The 16,245-nt window shown below is 62.4% G+C and carries 22 protein-coding genes; 15 read left to right on the top strand and 7 right to left on the bottom strand.

Annotated elements, in window-relative coordinates:
* Positions 1-44 precede the first annotated feature (44 nt).
* The 9 genes from ACI2I1_RS13620 to ACI2I1_RS13580 all read left to right on the top strand — a co-directional run bounded on the left by ACI2I1_RS13620 (position 45) and on the right by ACI2I1_RS13580 (position 4,123).
* Positions 45-557 carry a DUF2975 domain-containing protein gene (locus tag ACI2I1_RS13620; RefSeq protein WP_404679532.1) on the top strand — a complete coding sequence of 171 codons (513 nt, stop codon included), beginning with the start codon at positions 45-47 and terminating at the stop codon, positions 555-557.
* A complete protein-coding gene (locus ACI2I1_RS13615; RefSeq protein WP_404679531.1) occupies positions 557-781 on the top strand; it encodes a helix-turn-helix domain-containing protein in 225 nt (74 codons plus the stop codon). The genes ACI2I1_RS13620 and ACI2I1_RS13615 overlap by 1 nt, the downstream gene beginning before the upstream one ends.
* Before the next feature lie 2 nt (positions 782-783).
* The gene (locus ACI2I1_RS13610) at positions 784-1,083 is read left to right on the top strand and encodes a hypothetical protein (protein ID WP_404679530.1); all 300 of its coding nucleotides are present in this window, start codon (positions 784-786) and stop codon (positions 1,081-1,083) included.
* Positions 1,084-1,119: 36 nt separating this feature from the next.
* Entirely contained in the window at positions 1,120-1,551 is a 432-nt protein-coding gene (locus ACI2I1_RS13605) for a hypothetical protein (RefSeq protein WP_404679529.1), read from the top strand.
* 107 nt (positions 1,552-1,658) lie between these two features.
* Positions 1,659-1,901, top strand: a complete 243-nt coding sequence (locus ACI2I1_RS13600) for a hypothetical protein (RefSeq protein WP_404679528.1) — start codon at positions 1,659-1,661, stop codon at positions 1,899-1,901.
* 127 nt (positions 1,902-2,028) lie between these two features.
* A complete protein-coding gene (locus ACI2I1_RS13595; RefSeq protein WP_404679527.1) occupies positions 2,029-2,280 on the top strand; it encodes a hypothetical protein in 252 nt (83 codons plus the stop codon).
* Positions 2,281-2,605: 325 nt separating this feature from the next.
* Entirely contained in the window at positions 2,606-3,121 is a 516-nt protein-coding gene (gene rplJ, locus ACI2I1_RS13590) for a 50S ribosomal protein L10 (protein WP_404679526.1), read from the top strand.
* Between the two features lie 84 nt (positions 3,122-3,205).
* Entirely contained in the window at positions 3,206-3,580 is a 375-nt protein-coding gene (gene rplL, locus ACI2I1_RS13585; RefSeq protein WP_224812989.1) for a 50S ribosomal protein L7/L12, read from the top strand.
* Positions 3,581-3,808: 228 nt separating this feature from the next.
* Positions 3,809-4,123 (top strand): hypothetical protein, encoded by a 315-nt coding sequence (locus ACI2I1_RS13580; protein WP_404679525.1) that lies wholly within the window; start codon positions 3,809-3,811, stop codon positions 4,121-4,123.
* 16 nt (positions 4,124-4,139) lie between these two features.
* Here the strand turns inward: ACI2I1_RS13580 and ACI2I1_RS13575 are convergent, their stop codons facing one another.
* Positions 4,140-4,673 (bottom strand): acyloxyacyl hydrolase, encoded by a 534-nt coding sequence (locus ACI2I1_RS13575; protein WP_404679524.1) that lies wholly within the window; start codon positions 4,671-4,673, stop codon positions 4,140-4,142.
* 105 nt (positions 4,674-4,778) lie between these two features.
* Positions 4,779-5,465: a PilZ domain-containing protein gene (locus ACI2I1_RS13570; protein ID WP_404679523.1), complete on the bottom strand. Its 687-nt coding sequence runs from the start codon at positions 5,463-5,465 to the stop codon at positions 4,779-4,781.
* 211 nt (positions 5,466-5,676) lie between these two features.
* Between ACI2I1_RS13570 and ACI2I1_RS13565 the strand changes: the two genes are divergently transcribed.
* Positions 5,677-7,080 carry an MATE family efflux transporter gene (locus tag ACI2I1_RS13565; protein WP_404679522.1) on the top strand — a complete coding sequence of 468 codons (1,404 nt, stop codon included), beginning with the start codon at positions 5,677-5,679 and terminating at the stop codon, positions 7,078-7,080.
* Between the two features lie 16 nt (positions 7,081-7,096).
* On the opposite strand, the gene ACI2I1_RS13560 is transcribed toward ACI2I1_RS13565, so the two are convergent.
* Positions 7,097-7,930, bottom strand: a complete 834-nt coding sequence (locus ACI2I1_RS13560; RefSeq protein WP_404679521.1) for a mechanosensitive ion channel family protein — start codon at positions 7,928-7,930, stop codon at positions 7,097-7,099.
* 222 nt (positions 7,931-8,152) lie between these two features.
* On the opposite strand from ACI2I1_RS13560, the gene groES reads away from it, so the two are divergent.
* Both groES and groL read left to right on the top strand, forming a co-directional pair.
* Positions 8,153-8,440 (top strand): co-chaperone GroES, encoded by a 288-nt coding sequence (gene groES / locus ACI2I1_RS13555; protein WP_221543569.1) that lies wholly within the window; start codon positions 8,153-8,155, stop codon positions 8,438-8,440.
* An 85-nt stretch (positions 8,441-8,525) separates the two neighbouring features.
* On the top strand, positions 8,526-10,175 hold the full coding sequence (gene groL, locus ACI2I1_RS13550) for a chaperonin GroEL (protein WP_221543570.1): 1,650 nt from the start codon (positions 8,526-8,528) through the stop codon (positions 10,173-10,175).
* An 86-nt stretch (positions 10,176-10,261) separates the two neighbouring features.
* Here groL and ACI2I1_RS13545 read toward each other — a convergent pair whose 3' ends face one another.
* Genes ACI2I1_RS13545 through ACI2I1_RS13535 form a run of 3 tightly spaced genes read right to left on the bottom strand, consistent with a single transcriptional unit; the run spans position 10,262 to position 11,732 of the window.
* Entirely contained in the window at positions 10,262-10,822 is a 561-nt protein-coding gene (locus ACI2I1_RS13545) for a DUF305 domain-containing protein (RefSeq protein ID WP_404679520.1), read from the bottom strand.
* A 20-nt stretch (positions 10,823-10,842) separates the two neighbouring features.
* Complete coding sequence (locus tag ACI2I1_RS13540) at positions 10,843-11,466, bottom strand: DUF2231 domain-containing protein (RefSeq protein ID WP_404679519.1); 624 nt, start codon at positions 11,464-11,466, stop codon at positions 10,843-10,845.
* Positions 11,463-11,732 carry a metal-sensitive transcriptional regulator gene (locus ACI2I1_RS13535; protein WP_404679518.1) on the bottom strand — a complete coding sequence of 90 codons (270 nt, stop codon included), beginning with the start codon at positions 11,730-11,732 and terminating at the stop codon, positions 11,463-11,465. Before ACI2I1_RS13535 ends, ACI2I1_RS13540 begins: the two co-directional genes overlap by 4 nt.
* A 48-nt stretch (positions 11,733-11,780) precedes the next feature.
* On the opposite strand from ACI2I1_RS13535, the gene ACI2I1_RS13530 reads away from it, so the two are divergent.
* The gene (locus tag ACI2I1_RS13530) at positions 11,781-13,637 is read left to right on the top strand and encodes a copper resistance system multicopper oxidase (protein ID WP_404679517.1); all 1,857 of its coding nucleotides are present in this window, start codon (positions 11,781-11,783) and stop codon (positions 13,635-13,637) included.
* Positions 13,634-14,680, top strand: coding sequence for a copper resistance protein B (locus ACI2I1_RS13525; RefSeq protein WP_404679516.1), 1,047 nt, complete (start codon positions 13,634-13,636; stop codon positions 14,678-14,680). The genes ACI2I1_RS13530 and ACI2I1_RS13525 overlap by 4 nt, the downstream gene beginning before the upstream one ends.
* 480 nt (positions 14,681-15,160) lie before the next feature.
* Here the strand turns inward: ACI2I1_RS13525 and ACI2I1_RS13520 are convergent, their stop codons facing one another.
* Positions 15,161-15,550 (bottom strand): RidA family protein, encoded by a 390-nt coding sequence (locus ACI2I1_RS13520; RefSeq protein ID WP_404679515.1) that lies wholly within the window; start codon positions 15,548-15,550, stop codon positions 15,161-15,163.
* Positions 15,551-15,625: 75 nt separating this feature from the next.
* Between ACI2I1_RS13520 and ACI2I1_RS13515 the strand changes: the two genes are divergently transcribed.
* Positions 15,626-16,225 carry a TetR/AcrR family transcriptional regulator gene (locus ACI2I1_RS13515; RefSeq protein ID WP_404679514.1) on the top strand — a complete coding sequence of 200 codons (600 nt, stop codon included), beginning with the start codon at positions 15,626-15,628 and terminating at the stop codon, positions 16,223-16,225.
* The last annotated feature ends 20 nt before the right edge of the window (positions 16,226-16,245 follow it).

Below are 16,245 nucleotides of genomic sequence, written 5' to 3'. Positions count from 1 at the left end.
GAACGAATCTCTCCATATCGAATATCGATAAAGGAGATATGCTCGTGTTCCGAACGACAATCTGGATATTTCGCATCGCGAACTGGCTGAACTGGATTGGCGCAGTCTTGTTCACTCTACTTCTCGCTGCGCTGCTATTGGCGAGCGAGCATTTCTATCCGGCAATTACGCAAGCGTTCGAGGTCCGCGGACAAGAGGCAGTCCGGGCGGTATGGACATGGCTTGTCTCGGTCTGCGCTATCGTGGTGCCGGCTGCGATCTGCATCCATGTGATCTTCACCCGCCTGATCGCCCTGCTCCGTGACGCGGCCATCGGGCAGGCTTTCAGCGAGCAGAATGCACGCCGGCTCAAGGCAGTAGGCTGGGCGCTTCTGGGCGTGAACATCCTTGACCTCATATTCGGACAAATATCGGTCTGGGCGAGCGCGGCCAGCGGCGAATATTTCGGCTGGACCTTCTCGCTCACCGGATGGTTCGCGGTTCTTCTGCTGTTCCTTCTGGCCAAGGTTTTCCGCGAAGGCGCCGCCATGCGCGAAGACCTGGAAGGCACCGTCTGATGCCTACCGAGGACACCAGCGCAATCGCTGTCCGTTTGGACGAGCTGCTGCAGGATCGCGGCATGACGCTGACCGAACTGTCCGAACGCATCGGGCTCACACTCGCCAACCTTTCGATCCTGAAAACAGGCAAGGCCAAGGCGATCCGCTTTTCGACACTCGAAGCCATCTGCCGCGAACTGGAATGCCAGCCGGGGGACTTGCTTAAATATAGGGAGGATTAAAAATGATCTGGATAAAACGTTTCTTCACCGACCTCGGCGGGACCTATGTCGACAGTCTGCGCGCGATAAAGGCCCTACCCTGGCTATTTGCCGCAATCATCGGCTGGGAGTTTGCGCAGCATATCGTCGAAGTGCGTATCGGCATGTTCGAAAGCCAGGAGATGGGGCGCGCCGTCGCAGATGACGGGCTGCGAATGGCCTTCGGCTGGGTGAAGATGGCATCGATCTATGTCGGGGCCTTCTTCGTCATCCGGTATTTCATCTCCCAGCGCAGTGACCGTAGCCTTGCGCCTCTGGGCTAAGCAGGCCTCCGCTACCTCCCGTATTTCGCCTACTCATTGGTCGTTTTTGCAGCGCTATTCTATGCACGCTCCCTCATTACCGAAGAGCATGTCGATACGTTCCGCGCCGCCGTGGGGCTGGGCCAGCAGCTCCTGGAACCTCTGCTCATCGCCTGGGTCGTAGCCGCTGCGACCGACGGCAGGATTAGCGGACCTATCGCATCGGCGCGACGGCTCGGCTTGCTCTATTTTCTCGCACTGCCACTCCTGTTACTGGCACGTGTTCCCGCTAGCCTCCTGCATCAGCATCTCAATCAGACCGCCGTCGGCAGTATGGGAACGGAATTGTGGTTGACCCTGGCAATCGACGCTGTCGTGGTTGGTCTTATCGTCTCCATCGTCCCGTCAGCCATGGTGCGAGTGGCAGGGTGGATGGACAAGCGCAGCATGCAGAAGCGTCCCGCCGAACCACGCCCTCTCACAGCGTGACTCCGCCCGGCACGCATGAAAATGCACCCAATGCAAAATGTGTCTTTTACTTGACGAGAATAAGGCTATTTTAAGGCCACGCCAATCATGGCGCAGGAATACGAATCATGAAGAAAATCGCTCTCGTTGCAGCTCTTCCCGTTGTGCTGACCCTCGCTGCTTGCGGCGAAACCGCTGAAGAAACGCCGGTTGAAGAAGAAACCACGGTTGTTGAAACCGCTCCTGTCGAAGCACCGATGGCTGACGACACTATGGCGACCGACGACACCATGATGGCCGACGAAACCGCCGCTGACCCGATGGCTGAAGAAGCTCCGGCCATGGACGAAACCGCTCCGGCAGCAGAATAATCTTCTCCGGCCGCCAGCGCGGCCCGATGGATTGACGAAAGGCCCGGTGTTCGCACCGGGCCTTTTTCGTTGCGGAACGCTCGGCATTCGGGCCCGTTCTTGGAATAAGCCAATTAGGAGAATTCACATGAAGCCCGCTCTTGCCCTCGCCCTGCCTCTTGCGCTCACCCTCGGCGCCTGCGGTGAACCGATCGATGGCTCAGACACTGCCGATATGCAGGGCGATGCGGTAACCGCTCCGTCGAGCGATGACGCCATCGATGGTGAAAATCCGGCCACCGACGGCATGCTGGAAACCGAAGTCGAAACCGATACCGAGGCAACCGGTCCCGAACCGGTCGGCGACCCCATGATGGAACGCGACGAAACCGCGATGTAAGCAACTTTGCCTCATGCGCCCGCACTTGACGCGGGCGCAGGAAGCTTTAAAGGCCCGCCCCGCACAGGCGGGTCTTTTCGATTCTCGCCCGCGCATCCGTCCGAGACAGCTGGTGACCGGGATCTGCCCGGTCTTAATTTCCGGCCTAGACGGGGACAGAGATTTTCCGGCGGTGTCCTGCATCGCCGTTCGCGCCAGTCTCCATGCACTATGGTGGCGCACTCCTTCCCCCTCAACGGACTCGCCCGTGTCGCATTGCCGGCATGGACAAACGTAGCCGATCGTCCGGGAGCCATTCCGGTCGGTCATAGTGAAGGAGTATGGCATGGATCGTTCGCAGAAAACCGACGCGGTCGCCCAGCTCAGCGAAGTCTTCAACCAGGCTGGCGTGGTCGTCGTGACCCGCAACCTGGGCCTTACGGTCGCCCAGTCGACCGAATTGCGTACGAAGATGCGTGAAGCCGGTGCGTCCTATCAGGTTGCGAAGAACCGTCTCGCCAAGCTCGCCCTGAAGGACACCGACTACGAAGGAATCGCTGAATTCCTGACTGGTCCGACCGCTCTCGGTTATTCCGAGGACCCGGTTGCCGCGGCCAAGGCCGTGGTGGAGTTCGCCAAGACCACCGACAAGATCGAAATCGTCGGCGGATCGATGGGCGCGCAGAAGCTCGACGAAGCAGGTGTGAGGTCGCTGGCCTCGATGCCGAGCCTCGACGAACTTCGCGGCACGATCGTGGGCCTCCTCAATGCGCCGGCAACCAAGGTTGTCCGGACCATCAAGGAACCCACTTCGATGCTCGCACGCGTGGTTGGCGCCTATGGCGCCAAGGAAGCCGCGTAAGAGCAGGTTCGAGCACAGAACACCTATTCATCGGGGCATTTTTCCAACCCACGCCCCGGCCACATATTATTGGAGTGAAACATCATGGCTGATATCGCCAAGCTTGTTGAAGAACTGTCGAAGCTGACCGTCATGGAAGCCGCCGAGCTTGCCAAGGCACTGGAAGAAGAGTGGGGCGTGAGCGCCGCTGCTGCTGTTGCCGTTGCTGGCCCCGCCGCTGGCGGCGCTGCTGAAGCTGCTGAAGAAAAGGACGAATTCGACGTCGTTCTCACCGGCGACGGTGGCAAGAAGATCCAGGTCATCAAGGAAGTCCGCGCCATCACCGGTCTCGGCCTCACCGAAGCCAAGGCTCTCGTCGAAGGCGCACCGAAGGCCCTCAAGGAAGGCGTCAACAAGGCTGAAGCCGAAGAAATCAAGAGCAAGATCGAAGCAGCCGGCGGTACCGTCGAACTCAAGTAAGCCTTATTCCCGCCCCGGTGGGATATGCTTACGCTTCGATCTCTCCTCGAGAGATCAGACGAAGGGCGGTGCCGAAAGGCGCCGCCCTTTTTCATTACGTGCTTGCATCTTTTAACCGCTTACAACTATTGGCACCCTACCCCAAAAGTATTAATCCTTATTTGCAGAACGTTCCTTGACAGGACCGTTCTTTGCCAGAACGCGGTCGTGCCACGAGAAGGAGGCATCATGTATTTGTTCTTCCTTATCGCAGGATATCTCATCGCGACATTCCTTGGAGCTGTTCTTTTCGTTCGTATCTTCCCGCGGTCCTTCTGCTCACAGACAATCGACCGATACGTTCTGCTTTTCCCGCTTTTTCCGTTATTTGTCTTTATTGACGTGATGAGTCTTGGCGCGCGAGCCCTTGCCATCGCAGCCAACTGGCCGGTCTACGCTTTCGACATCCTCACCGGACGGCCTCGTCGCCGGTCCAGGAAAAAAGCCTACACCTACTATTACCGGTATCGCAGAAGCTCGGACAAGCGCCGACGCGGCGATTAGTCTACCGCGCGAAGGCCTACAATTTCAGGTTTACCCGAACGCCCATCGTGTCGATGCCGGGATTCTGCTCGCTGTTGAACAGCCGCGCATTGCTGATGTGGACCCAGCTCGCCTCGATCGAAAACCGGTCGGAGATATCGTAGCCCAAGGCGATTTCCGGCTCGAACAGCACCCGGCTGCCGAGATCGGTACGAATGCCGGTGGCGGGATCGACCCGCAATTCCGGCGCATCGTGCACGACAAGTCCCACGCCGGGGCGGAGGTAGACTTTGCCCATTTCCGCCTTCCAGCTCACGCCCGCGCCGACGAAGCTGGTATCGCCCGACAGGTTTACCGAGCCGAAGACATAGGGCTGCATCCCGCCCAGCGCGCCGATCTCGTCGAAGCGAAGACCGGCCTGGACATCTGTCCCGCCCTCGTTCGTGTCGAAGGTGAACGGCGTGTCGACCGCGTGGACATAGACGCCGCCATAGACTTCCTGCGCCATTGCAGCACCGGGCACGAAGCCGGCCAGCACGAGGATTGCCGAAAACGAACGGATAAAGCGCATGCGAAATCATCCTGCAATGTCGTGGACGTTGCAAGCGATAGTAGGCCGGTTAGCTTTCGTGGGCCTGAAGCGCGCTCTTGTGACCGCGCGATCAGGCCCGCGAAATTATTCGTTGCCCCAGTTGATATGGATATCGACGCTCACTTCATCCACGCCCGCCGCTTCGGCGATGCGCTTGCGACTGGCCCGCACGATATCCGCCAGCGAGCCCTGCTCTTCGTCGCCCTCCAGGCTGGCCACTTCTTCGCCCAGCCGCGGGGCGCCGTAGACCAGTTCGAGTTCGCCGACACCGAGTTGCTGGGCGAGAATACCCATGGTTTCGTGGCGCGGGCGAACCTGGTCGCCTTCCCACTTCCACAGCGTCGGCTTGCTGACGCCCACCTTCTGCGCCAGTTCGACCATCGTGAAGCCCGAGGCGGTACGCAGGCGCTTGATCCGCGCGCCGAGGGTTTCGTGATCGACGCCGTAAGCCTCCCGGAACGGGCTGTGGAAACGGGCGGCATCGCGCACGCTGTCCAGCTCGTCTTCCGAAATCGGCGTATCGAAAGAGCAACCGTAAAAATCCTCCGCCGACCAGACAACCCGGGCACCGACCGCCCCGCTCTGCGGAAGAACGACCTGGATGGGATCGTTTTGCGAAATGTCCGAACTGGTCCTGACCAGCATCCCGCCAGTGGAAATATTCATGATTTCCGCATCGAACGCCCTGCCAGCCTGTCCAACACCTGTCCTCAACTGCAGCACGAGCCGCGGTTCTCGCCGATCGAACATTCTTTTTGGCTGAGCCGTCATTAAATTGGAATTCCTTTGCTTGACCCGCCCATCGAATACTTCGTCTTTTTGAAGGAATGTGGAACGACTGTCTACGGGTAATCCCTAAGTAAGCATATTGTAATAAACTCATCTATTCCCGCTGGCAAGGCTGGCCGGATACAAGCCATTTGAGGTTTCGGGCAAACCCTTCTATCCGGCCCTCCGCTCCGCCTGCGCGGGGCCTGCCGAAATGACAGACATCCCTGCCCCCATGCCCCTGCCCGACCGCAGCGATGGCTGGCGCGACGAACTTCGCGCGACATTCCGGCTGAGCTGGCCGCTGGCGGCTGCCAATCTGCTGCAGATGCTGACCTATGCCGTGGACGTGATCTTCATCGCCCGGCTTGGGGAAAGCCAGCTGGCCGCCTCGGCGCTGGCGATCGCGCTGTTCGGGCTGGTGATGTGGGCGCTGTCTGGCCTGACCGGGGCCGTGGCGCCGGTGGCAGCCGCCGAGCTGGGCGAGCGTGCGCCTGCCCTGCGCCCGGTGCGCCGTTCGGTGCGCATGGCGCTATGGCTCGCGCTGGCATCGGGGATCGGGGGGATCGGCCTGTGCCTCCTGCTCGGCCCGCTGATGCGCGCCACCGGGCAAGAGGCGGAGATCACCGCCATGGCGCTCGAATACAATACCGTGCTGGTCCTCTCGCTGGTGCCGATGCTGTTCTGCAACGTGCTGCGCAATTTCGTCTCCACGCTCGACCGTCCGATCCTGGCGACGGCGATCACGGCAGGCGGCATCTTCGTCAATGCGGCGGCGAACTACAGCTTCATCTTCGGCAATTTCGGTGCGCCCGAGCTGGGCCTGCGCGGCGCGGCGGTGGCCACGATCATCACCACGCTGACGACGCTGGCGGCCTATGTTCTCGTCATCCGGCTCGACCCGCGGCTCCACCGCTATCGCATTTTCGGCCGCTGGTGGTCGCCCGACTGGCCGCGGTTCTGGCACATCGCGCGCATCGGCACGCCCATCGCGCTGACCATCACGGCGGAGGCCGGCATCTTCGGCGTGGCGGCGTTCCTGATGGGCAATATCGGTGCCAGCCAGCTGGCCGCACACACGGTCGCGCTGCAGATCGCCGCGCTCGCCTTCCAGGTCCCCTTCGGCGTGGGCCAGGCGGCCACCATCCGGGTGGGCTATTTCTATGGCTCGCGCAATCGCGACGGGATGAAGCGCGCGGGCTGGACCGCGATTGCGGTGGGCACCGGCTTCATGGCGCTGACGGCGATTGCCATGATCGCGATCCCCAAGCCGCTGCTGGCGATCTATATCGATCCCTGGGATCCCAAGAACGCCGTGCTGGTTGGCTTCGCGCTCAAATATATCGTCATCGCCGCCGCTTTCCAGCTGGTCGACGGGATGCAGGCCGTCGCCGCCGGGGCGCTGCGCGGATTGCAGGATACGCGCGTACCGATGTGGATGGCCGCATTCGCCTATTGGGTGCCGGGCATCGGCATGTCGCTCTGGCTCGGCTTCTACACCAGCCTCGAAGGCGTCGGCGTGTGGATCGGGCTGGCGACCGGCCTCTCGGTCGCGGCCCTGCTGCTGACCTGGCGGTGGGCGCTGCGCGACCGGCTCGGCCTCACCACGCGCCCCTGACGTATCCGCGCGCGCCTCAGGCGGCGCGCTGGGTAACCTCGCGCTGCGGGAAGGGGATCGAGATGCCGACATCGTCGAAGCGCGCCTTGACCTTTTCGGTCAGGTCCCAGCCCAGGCCTAGATAATCGCCGGTGGTGCACCAGACGCGCAGCCCGATGCCGACCGAACTGTCGTCCAGCGAGGCGACGAAGGCCACCGGTTCCGGATCGGCCAGCACGCGCTCGTCCGCCGCGGCCATGGCCAGCAATTCCGTCCGCGCCTGCTCCATGCTGTCGTTATAGCCGATGCCCACGATCAGCTCGAACCGGCGGATCGGATGGCGATGGAAATTGACGATCGCCTGGTTCCACAATTCGGAATTGGGGACCATCACGAACAGGCCGTCGAACTGCTTCAGCTCGGTGGTGAACAGGCCGATCTGCTGGACCGTGCCGGTGACCGAACCGGCCGAAATCGCCTCGCCCACCTTGAAGGGGCGCTGGACCAGGATCATTACGCCCGATGCCACATTGCTGAGCGTGCCCTGCAGCGCCAACCCCACGGCCAGCGCCATGCCGCCCAGCGCGGCGAGGATGCTGGTGGTCTCCACCCCGAACTGGGTCAGCACGGTCACTATGACCAGCGCCCACAGCGCATATTTGACGAGGTTCGACAGGAACTGCGCCACGGTCGGATCGAAACGGGGCGAGCGGGTCAGCGCGCGTTCCACCCAGCTCGACAGGATCTTGGCCGCCAGCAGGCCGATGATCAGCACGGCGAAGGCGCCGGCAATCTCCATCATGTGCAGCTGCAGCCACACCAGCACCTGTTCGGGAATGGTCAGGGCCGAAACGGTCTTGTCGGTCTTCATCAATACGCTCCAGAAAGTCGTCGCCACTGGCGGATTTGCGCGGCCCGATAGCCAATTTGCCTCGCTCTGGCCAGCCCGCGCCACGGCCCATCCGATCGGACGAATTTTTTTCGCTTCGGCCCGTTGACTCAATCCGCGCTCGATCCCAAATGCGCCGTGCTGGCACTCCAGACCAGTGAGTGCCAACCATCATTTTCACTCTCGAATAGAAAGGTCATCACTATGGCATTTCGTCCGCTTCACGACCGCGTGCTCGTTCGCCGCATCGAAGCCGAAGAAAAGACCGCTGGCGGTATCATCATTCCCGACAGCGCCAAGGAAAAGCCCAGCGAAGGCGAAATCGTCGCTGTTGGCGCCGGCGCCAAGGCCGAAGACGGCACCGTCACCCCGCTCGATGTGAAGGCTGGCGATCGCGTATTGTTCGGCAAGTGGTCGGGCACCGAGATCAAGCTCGATGGCGAAGACCTTCTCATCATGAAGGAAAGCGACATCATGGGGATCATGGGCTGAACGGGATTTAACCCCCAGGACACTGTCAACTGTGTCAACTTCAGTCATCTGATCAACTAGAAATCTGAACGGAAAGGACAGCAACATGGCTGCCAAGGACGTAAAATTCAGCCGCGACGCGCGCGAAGGCATTCAGCGCGGTGTCGACATTCTCGCCAACGCCGTGAAGGTCACGCTGGGCCCCAAGGGCCGCAACGTCGTGATCGACAAGAGCTTCGGCGCACCGCGCATCACCAAGGACGGCGTCACCGTCGCCAAGGAAATCGAACTGAAAGACAAGTTCGAGAACATGGGCGCGCAGATGCTCAAGGAAGTCGCTTCGAAGTCGAACGACGCCGCCGGTGACGGCACCACCACCGCCACCGTGCTCGGTCAGTCGATCGTCACCGAAGGCATGAAGTCGGTTGCCGCCGGCATGAACCCGATGGACCTCAAGCGCGGCATCGACCTCGCTGTCGAAAAGGTCGTTGCGGACCTCAAGGGCCGTTCGAAGGACGTGTCGGGCTCGGGCGAAATCGCTCAGGTCGGCATCATCTCGGCCAATGGCGACCGTGAAGTCGGCGAAAAGATCGCCGAAGCCATGGAAAAGGTCGGCAAGGAAGGCGTGATCACCGTCGACGAATCGAAGGGCCTCGAATTCGAGCTCGAGACCGTCGAAGGCATGCAGTTCGACCGCGGCTACCTCAGCCCGTACTTCATCACCAACCCGGACAAGATGACGGTCGAACTCGAAAACCCGTACATCCTGATCCACGAGAAGAAGCTCTCGAACCTGCAGGCGATGCTCCCGGTTCTGGAAGCGGCTGTCCAGTCGGGCCGTCCGCTGCTGATCATCGCGGAAGACATCGAAGGCGAAGCGCTGGCCACCCTCGTGGTCAACAAGCTGCGCGGCGGCCTCAAGGTTGCTGCGGTCAAGGCTCCTGGCTTCGGCGATCGCCGCAAGGCCATGCTGCAGGACATCGCGATCCTGACGCAGGGCGAAATGATCAGCGAAGATCTCGGCATCAAGCTGGAAAACGTCACGCTGGGCATGCTCGGTGAAGCCAAGCGCGTCACCATCGACAAGGACAACACCACCATTGTCGACGGTGCCGGCTCGGAAGACGACATCAAGGCCCGCGTTTCGGAAATCCGTACGCAGATCGACAACACCAGCAGCGATTACGACAAGGAAAAGCTGCAGGAACGTCTGGCGAAGCTCGCCGGCGGTGTTGCCGTGATCAAGGTCGGCGGTGCCACCGAAGTCGAAGTGAAGGAACGCAAGGACCGCGTCGACGATGCGCTGCACGCAACCCGCGCAGCAGTCGAAGAAGGCATCGTCCCGGGCGGCGGTACCGCGCTGCTCTACGCTTCGAAGGCTCTCCAGGGCCTGACCGGCGAAAACGACGACCAGACCCGCGGCATCGACATCGTCCGCCGTGCGCTGCAGGCTCCGGTTCGTCAGATCGCCAGCAACGCAGGCCATGACGGCGCAGTCGTCGCCGGCAAGCTGTTCGACGGCAATGACGAAAGCATGGGCTTCAACGCCGCCACCGACACCTATGAAAACCTGGTGTCGGCCGGTGTGATCGACCCGACCAAGGTCGTGCGTACTGCACTGCAGAACGCCGCCTCGGTTGCCGGTCTGCTGATCACGACCGAAGCCGCTGTCGTCGACAAGCCGGAAGACAAGTCGGCAGCCCCTGCAATGCCCGACATGGGCGGCATGGGCGGCATGGGCGGAATGGGCTTCTAAGCCATACCGACCAGCCGACAGGCACAATAAAGAAGCCCGGCGGGAGCGATCCTGCCGGGCTTTTTATTTGTTCGGGATTGCGCCGTTCAGGGCGTGGCGCCGCCGTCCGGGTTGAGATGGCCTTCGAACTTCGGGACCGGGCGGATGGCCGCCTCTTCCGCGGTCGCGGCGATGCCGTTGCGTTCGATATCGCCGAGCAGCCATTTCATCTCGGCGATTTCCTTGCGCTGGGCGGTGATGATGCTGTTGGCCAGTTCCTGCACCCTTTTGTCGCGGATATGGGCGCGTTCGCTGGTCATGATGGCGATCGAATGATGCGGGATCATCGCCGACATCCATTCCTCGTCATAGACGGTTTCCTGGCTGCGGACGAGGAACAGCGCCACCACGAAAGTCACCACCGATACGCCGATGATGATCCAGTTCTTGGCCGTGTTGCGGTACATCCCCCACATGAACAGCAGCATGACGATGGCCATCACCGCGCCCATCACGAACATTATCCAGAACCGCGTCTCGCTCCACATCACATGATCGAGCGCATAGGTGTTGAGATACATCAGGCCGAACATGATCACGGTCGATGTGCCCACCATCGCCATAAAGCGTTTGTAATTGCCTTCGCGGGGCGTGCTGTTGTCCTGCATTTTCCCTGTCTCCTTTGCCGTCATTCCCAAAGATGCCCGAACCCGTGGGCCAGTTCGCCGCCAAGCCAGCCCTGCGCGACGATCGCCGCTGCCGACAGGCCGAGGAGCAGCCGTAGCATGAGGCGGCGTTCACCCTTCCGCAGGGCGAGGAGTGCGATCACGGGCCCGAGAACTCCGAGCCCGGTACCCAGCCAGCGGTGCCATTGCATGATGTCTCCGCCGCCCAGCCACAGGCCCGTGTGGATCCAGCCGAACAGGGCGGCCACGCTCGCCGCGATGCCTCCGCTCGCCGCCGCGATATCGGCAGCCGCCCGGCTGCGGCCGCCGGGCCGCGCGATGGACAGCAGTTCGGCGAAAGCCGCGAACAGCAGCAGCGCGATGGGGAAGTGAACCGTCGCGGGGTGGAGATTGGTCAGGAAGTGCGGGATGCGGCTCGGCTCCAGCTGTTCCGTCTCTACCGCAGCGCCTGTGCCCTTGGCGGCCGGTTCCACAGGCTTCTGCTGCTGGGGCACCGGCTGCGCGGCTTCCTCCTCCGGCGAGGCTTGCGCCGCCTCCTTTTCATGCCCCTGCGGCCCATGCGCCAGCACTGTAGCGGGGACCGCGAGGCCGAGGACGAACGCCGCCAGCAGGCCGCCCTTGATCATGCCTTGGCCTTGGCGAACAGATCCACCAGCTCGGGGAACTTCCGCCGCTGATCCTCCGCATCGCCCGAAGCGATGGCCTCCGCGACGCAGCAGGCCGCGTGGTTCTTGAGGATCTCGGTCTCGGCCTTGGCCAGCGCGGCCTTCACCGCCTGGAACTGCTGCAATATGTCGATGCAGTAGCGGTCTTCCTCCACCATCTGCGCCAGCCCCCTGACCTGTCCCTCGATCCGCGACAGACGGTTCAATACGGCCTTGTTCGGGTCCATGCGGCAATCTCCATTGAATACTCCCCGGGGGTATAATATGAGAATGCCATGATATGCAAAGAAAGTCCTTCCCCGGTCGTTTCGCGGCGTAAATTCCTGCTCGGTTCGGCGATGGCCGGTTCCGCCGGGCTGGCTGCCGGGGGGCTTGCGGTTCCGGCTTGGGCGCGGGGCGAAAGCCTGACGCACGCCCGGCAGGGCTTCGGCGAAGTGTCGGGCGAACGGATCGGGCTGACGATAGACCGGCACCACGTCACGGTCGGCGGGCGCAAAGGCCATGCGGTCGCCGTCAACGGCAGTGTTCCCGGCCCGCTGCTGCGCCTGCGCGAAGGGCAGGACCTGCGCATCGATGTGACCAACCGGCTGGACGAGGACAGCTCGATCCACTGGCACGGCCTGCTGCTGCCCTTCCAGTTCGACGGCGTCCCCGGCGTGAGCTTCCCCGGTATCCGGCCGGGGGAGACCTTCACTTACGAATTTCCCATCCGGCAGAGCGGCACCTATTGGTGGCACAGCCATTCGGGGCTGCAGGAACAGGCGGGGCATTACGGCCCGATCGTGATCGAGAGCGCCACCCCCGATCCGCGTTACGACCGCGATTACGTGGTGCTGCTGTCCGAATTCAGCGCCATGCACCCGCATGAGATCGCGCGGAAGCTCAAGGTGGGCGAACATTATTTCAACTACCAGATGCAGACCGCGACGGATGGCGACATGCCGGCGGACGAGCGGCTGATGTGGGGCGGCATGCGCATGAATCCGCGCGACATTTCCGATGTCACGGGTTCCACCTACACCTTCCTCGTCAACGGTCACGGGCCGATGGACGGGCTGGAATATCTCTTCACGCCGGGCGAGCGGGTGCGGCTGCGCGTTATCAACGGTTCGGCGATGACCTTCTTCAACGTCCGCATTCCCGGCGTGCCGATGACAGTGATCGCGGCCGACGGCATGGACGTGGCGCCGGTGGAGGTGGACGAGTTCCAGATCGGCGTGGCGGAAACCTACGATGTCATCGTGGCACCGCCCGCGGGCAGCCATGCGCTGGTGGCCGAAGCCATGGACCGCAGCGGCATGGGCCTCGCCTCGCTCACCTCGAGCGCGGGCACGCGCGCGGCCCTGCCGCCGCTGCGCGAACCGGTCACGCTGACCATGGCCGATATGGGCATGGGCGCGATGGACGGCGGCCATGGCGGCGCGATGAAGGAGGATGCGCATGGCGGGATGGACCATGCGGGGATGGACCACGCTTCCATGGATCATGGGGCGATGAACCACACAGCCTCCGCGAGCACACCGGCCATGGACCACGGTTCGATGGATCACGGCGGCATGGACCATTCGATGCGCGATACCTCCACCCTGCCCAAGGATGTGAAGGTCGGCCCCGGCCTCGACATGGTCGCGCCCATGCCGATGGACCGGATGGATTATCCCGGCCTCGGCCTCGACACGGTCGATCACCGCGTGCTGCGCTATACCGATCTCAGGGCCGCGCGCGCCAATCCGCATCGCATGCCCACGCGCCAGTTGGAGATTCACCTCACCGGCAATATGGAGCGCTACATGTGGAGCTTCGACGGCCGGAAATTCTCCGCCGTGAACGACGATCCGATCCGCTTCGCTCATGACGAGCGCGTGCGGGTCAAGCTGGTCAACGACACGATGATGGCCCACCCCATCCACCTGCACGGCCATTTCTTCGAACTGGTCAACGGCGCAGGGATGATGAACCAGCCGCTCAAGCACACGGTCGTCGTCCAGCCGGGCAGCACCGCCACTTTCGATGTCACCGCCAACGAGCCGGGCGACTGGGCCTTCCACTGCCACCTGCTCTACCACATGCACGCCGGGATGATGCAGACCGTCACCGTGCGGCCCTTCCCCGCGCCGGAGGACGAGGCATGAGCGCGCGCACCGCCCTCGCCGCGCCGGTGATCCTCCCACTGCTGCTGTCGGCCGCGCCGCTGGCCGCCCAGGATCACGCAGCAGATCATGGGCAAGATCATTCCGGCCACACCATGCCGGACCACTCCGCGCACCAGCAGCAAGAGCAGGCGCCCGAGCCATATCAACCCATGGCCGGCCATGACGGCCACGCCCGGATGGACCATTCCGGCCATGCCGCCGCGCCTCAGGCAGGCACCATGCCCATGGACCACTCGGCGCACCCAATGGGCGAGCTGTCCAGTGCCTCACCCCCGCCCGCGGCCTTCGAAGGCCCGCTCTACGCTGCCGATGCCATTTACGGCGCGGCCACCATGGCGCAGGCGCGCGAGACCAACCGCGCCACCCACGGCGACATGAAAACCGGCACGCTGATGGCCGAACGGCTCGAAGCGCGTATTGCCGATGGCCATGACGCCTTCCTGTGGGATGTGCAGGGCTGGTACGGGGGCGATATCGGCAAATTCGTCCTCAAGTCCGAAGGCGAAGGCGCGTTCGGCGGAAGGAGTGGCGGGAGCGGCGGCGGCGTCGAGGATGCCGAAATCCAGGCGCTGTGGGGCCATGCCATCGGCCCGTGGTTCGATCTGCAGGCCGGGGCGCGGCTCGATCTGGAGCCGGAGACGCGCAGCCACCTCGTCCTCGGCGTGCAGGGCCTTGCGCCCTACATGTTCCATGTGGACGCGGCGGCCTTCCTGTCCGACCGCGGCGATCTCACTGCGCGGATCGAGGGCGAATATGACTACAAGCTCACCCAGCGCCTGATCCTCCAGCCGCGCGCCGAATTCGAACTCGCCGCGCAGGACATTCCCGAGCGCGAGACCGGCTCCGGCCTCACCAGGTTGGAGACCGGCCTGCGCCTGCGCTACGAACTGGCCCGCGAATTCGCCCCCTATGTGGGCGTGGGCTACGAAGCGAAGCTGGGCGAAACGGCAGACCTCGCCCGCGCAGCCGGAGAAGACCCGGACGGCCTCGCCCTGCTACTCGGCCTGCGCGCGTCGTTCTGAGCTGCGGGCACCTGAAGGCCGCTACGACCGGTGGCCTTGAGGATACCGGGCACGCACGATCTTTATGGCAAGCCGCAGGAGTGGCCGAAGGCTATCGGTGCGGATAATATGTTCGGCCAATCGCCTGCTTCTATCCGAGCGGAATCCGTCTGGCGGGACCAAGACAACAAGACCTGGTCGATAGGGAACCACTGAAATCCCATACCTGCGGATAAAAGGCATCAGGCCTTCCCGTTGCAGGAATTTTAGAAGGTAAATCGGCGGCGAGAACTCAGGCGAAAGCTTCTTGGTCGCCCGCCAGTTTCGGTGGGAGCCGCGCGGGCCATATGATGGTCTAGCCAAGCTGTGCTTTCCGGCAGAATTTCATTTGCCCTGGCTACTTGCGACCAGAAAGCTCCGCAACCCGGTTGTCATCGACAAGCCAGCCCAAGCCATCAAGAACTTGGTCGCGCACCATGGACAGTAGAAGATCCCAAAAGATCACGTGGAAGGGAGACGCGCGACGGCTTTGATCTCGAAGTCAAAGCCGGCAAGCCAAGTCACACCGACGGCGGTCCAGGCCGGGAACGGCCGAGCGGGGAAATAACGCTCCTTGACGGCCATGACGTCTGGAAGCTGTGCTTCGGGATCGGTGTGAAAGGTCGTGACGTCGATCACGTCGTCGAAACTGCAGTCAGCCGCGTCCAGCACGGCCTCAAGGTTCCTGAACGCGCGTTCGACCTGATCAGGAAAGGAAGCCTCGGGTGAGCCGTCTTCACGACTTCCAACCTGCCCAGACACGAAAAGAAGATCTCCCGATCTGACGGCAGGAGAGTAGCCATCATTCGTGGTACGGCTGCGAGCGGCTTGCTCGCGATCCGAATTCCACATACGCTGTGTATCTGAAATATGTTCACATACGCGGCGTATGTCAACGGGAAGATGAAGAAAAGGGATTGAGACAGAATGCCGAGACGAACCCGCGCCGAAACGATGCAAGAGACGCGTCAAAAGTTAATGCGATCCGCTCGTTCGGCCTTTGCGGACAAGGGCTTCTTCGAGACATCGATGGATGACCTGACGTCCGCGGCGGGGTTCACGCGCGGGGCGCTTTACCATCAGTTCGGCGACAAGAAGGGATTGTTCGCGGCCGTCGTCGACGAGATCGACGCGGAAATGGCTGATCGTGCGCGCGCCATTGCGAAACAGGAGGGATCCGTATGGGCGGCGCTTCTGGCCGAAGGCGGAGCTTACATTGAAATGGCACTCGATCCCGAAGTGCAGCGTATCGTCCTGCGCGACGGTCCAGCGGTGCTGGGCGACCCGGCGCTCTGGCCCAGCCAGAACCGCTGCCTCGACGCCACCCGCGAGGCAATCACACACCTTGTGAACCAGGGAGTGCTGAGGCCAGTCGATATTGAGGCCGCATCACGGCTGCTGAACGGTGCCGCACTCAACGCGGCACTCTGGCTCGCGTCCTGCGACGATCCTGCGACGATGCTGCCGAAGGCGCAAGAGGCCTTCCGCATGCTTGCAGAAGGCTTGCTTGCGCCTGAACTCCACTGAGCGCTTCTTGGAAACAAGGG

This window comes from Qipengyuania sp. NPDC077563, assembly GCF_044901345.1.
GTDB lineage: Bacteria > Pseudomonadota > Alphaproteobacteria > Sphingomonadales > Sphingomonadaceae > Qipengyuania > Qipengyuania aestuarii.
Note: the sequence above shows the minus strand (reverse complement) of the source record. Positions and strands in the feature narration are given on the sequence as shown.

Coding starts and splice junctions, on each gene's coding strand:
- ACI2I1_RS13565 (WP_404679522.1), top strand. CDS start 5,677: ATGACAGACATCCCTGCCCCCATGCCCCTGCCCGACCGCAGCGATGGC.
- ACI2I1_RS13525 (WP_404679516.1), top strand. CDS start 13,634: ATGAGCGCGCGCACCGCCCTCGCCGCGCCGGTGATCCTCCCACTGCTG.
- ACI2I1_RS13560 (WP_404679521.1), bottom strand. CDS start 7,930: ATGAAGACCGACAAGACCGTTTCGGCCCTGACCATTCCCGAACAGGTG.
- ACI2I1_RS13610 (WP_404679530.1), top strand. CDS start 784: ATGATCTGGATAAAACGTTTCTTCACCGACCTCGGCGGGACCTATGTC.
- groL (WP_221543570.1), top strand. CDS start 8,526: ATGGCTGCCAAGGACGTAAAATTCAGCCGCGACGCGCGCGAAGGCATT.
- ACI2I1_RS13600 (WP_404679528.1), top strand. CDS start 1,659: ATGAAGAAAATCGCTCTCGTTGCAGCTCTTCCCGTTGTGCTGACCCTC.
- rplJ (WP_404679526.1), top strand. CDS start 2,606: ATGGATCGTTCGCAGAAAACCGACGCGGTCGCCCAGCTCAGCGAAGTC.
- ACI2I1_RS13545 (WP_404679520.1), bottom strand. CDS start 10,822: ATGCAGGACAACAGCACGCCCCGCGAAGGCAATTACAAACGCTTTATG.
- ACI2I1_RS13520 (WP_404679515.1), bottom strand. CDS start 15,550: ATGTGGAATTCGGATCGCGAGCAAGCCGCTCGCAGCCGTACCACGAAT.
- groES (WP_221543569.1), top strand. CDS start 8,153: ATGGCATTTCGTCCGCTTCACGACCGCGTGCTCGTTCGCCGCATCGAA.
- ACI2I1_RS13575 (WP_404679524.1), bottom strand. CDS start 4,673: ATGCGCTTTATCCGTTCGTTTTCGGCAATCCTCGTGCTGGCCGGCTTC.
- ACI2I1_RS13595 (WP_404679527.1), top strand. CDS start 2,029: ATGAAGCCCGCTCTTGCCCTCGCCCTGCCTCTTGCGCTCACCCTCGGC.
- ACI2I1_RS13570 (WP_404679523.1), bottom strand. CDS start 5,465: ATGACGGCTCAGCCAAAAAGAATGTTCGATCGGCGAGAACCGCGGCTC.
- ACI2I1_RS13535 (WP_404679518.1), bottom strand. CDS start 11,732: ATGGACCCGAACAAGGCCGTATTGAACCGTCTGTCGCGGATCGAGGGA.
- ACI2I1_RS13515 (WP_404679514.1), top strand. CDS start 15,626: ATGCCGAGACGAACCCGCGCCGAAACGATGCAAGAGACGCGTCAAAAG.
- ACI2I1_RS13540 (WP_404679519.1), bottom strand. CDS start 11,466: ATGATCAAGGGCGGCCTGCTGGCGGCGTTCGTCCTCGGCCTCGCGGTC.
- ACI2I1_RS13580 (WP_404679525.1), top strand. CDS start 3,809: ATGTATTTGTTCTTCCTTATCGCAGGATATCTCATCGCGACATTCCTT.
- rplL (WP_224812989.1), top strand. CDS start 3,206: ATGGCTGATATCGCCAAGCTTGTTGAAGAACTGTCGAAGCTGACCGTC.
- ACI2I1_RS13615 (WP_404679531.1), top strand. CDS start 557: ATGCCTACCGAGGACACCAGCGCAATCGCTGTCCGTTTGGACGAGCTG.
- ACI2I1_RS13530 (WP_404679517.1), top strand. CDS start 11,781: ATGATATGCAAAGAAAGTCCTTCCCCGGTCGTTTCGCGGCGTAAATTC.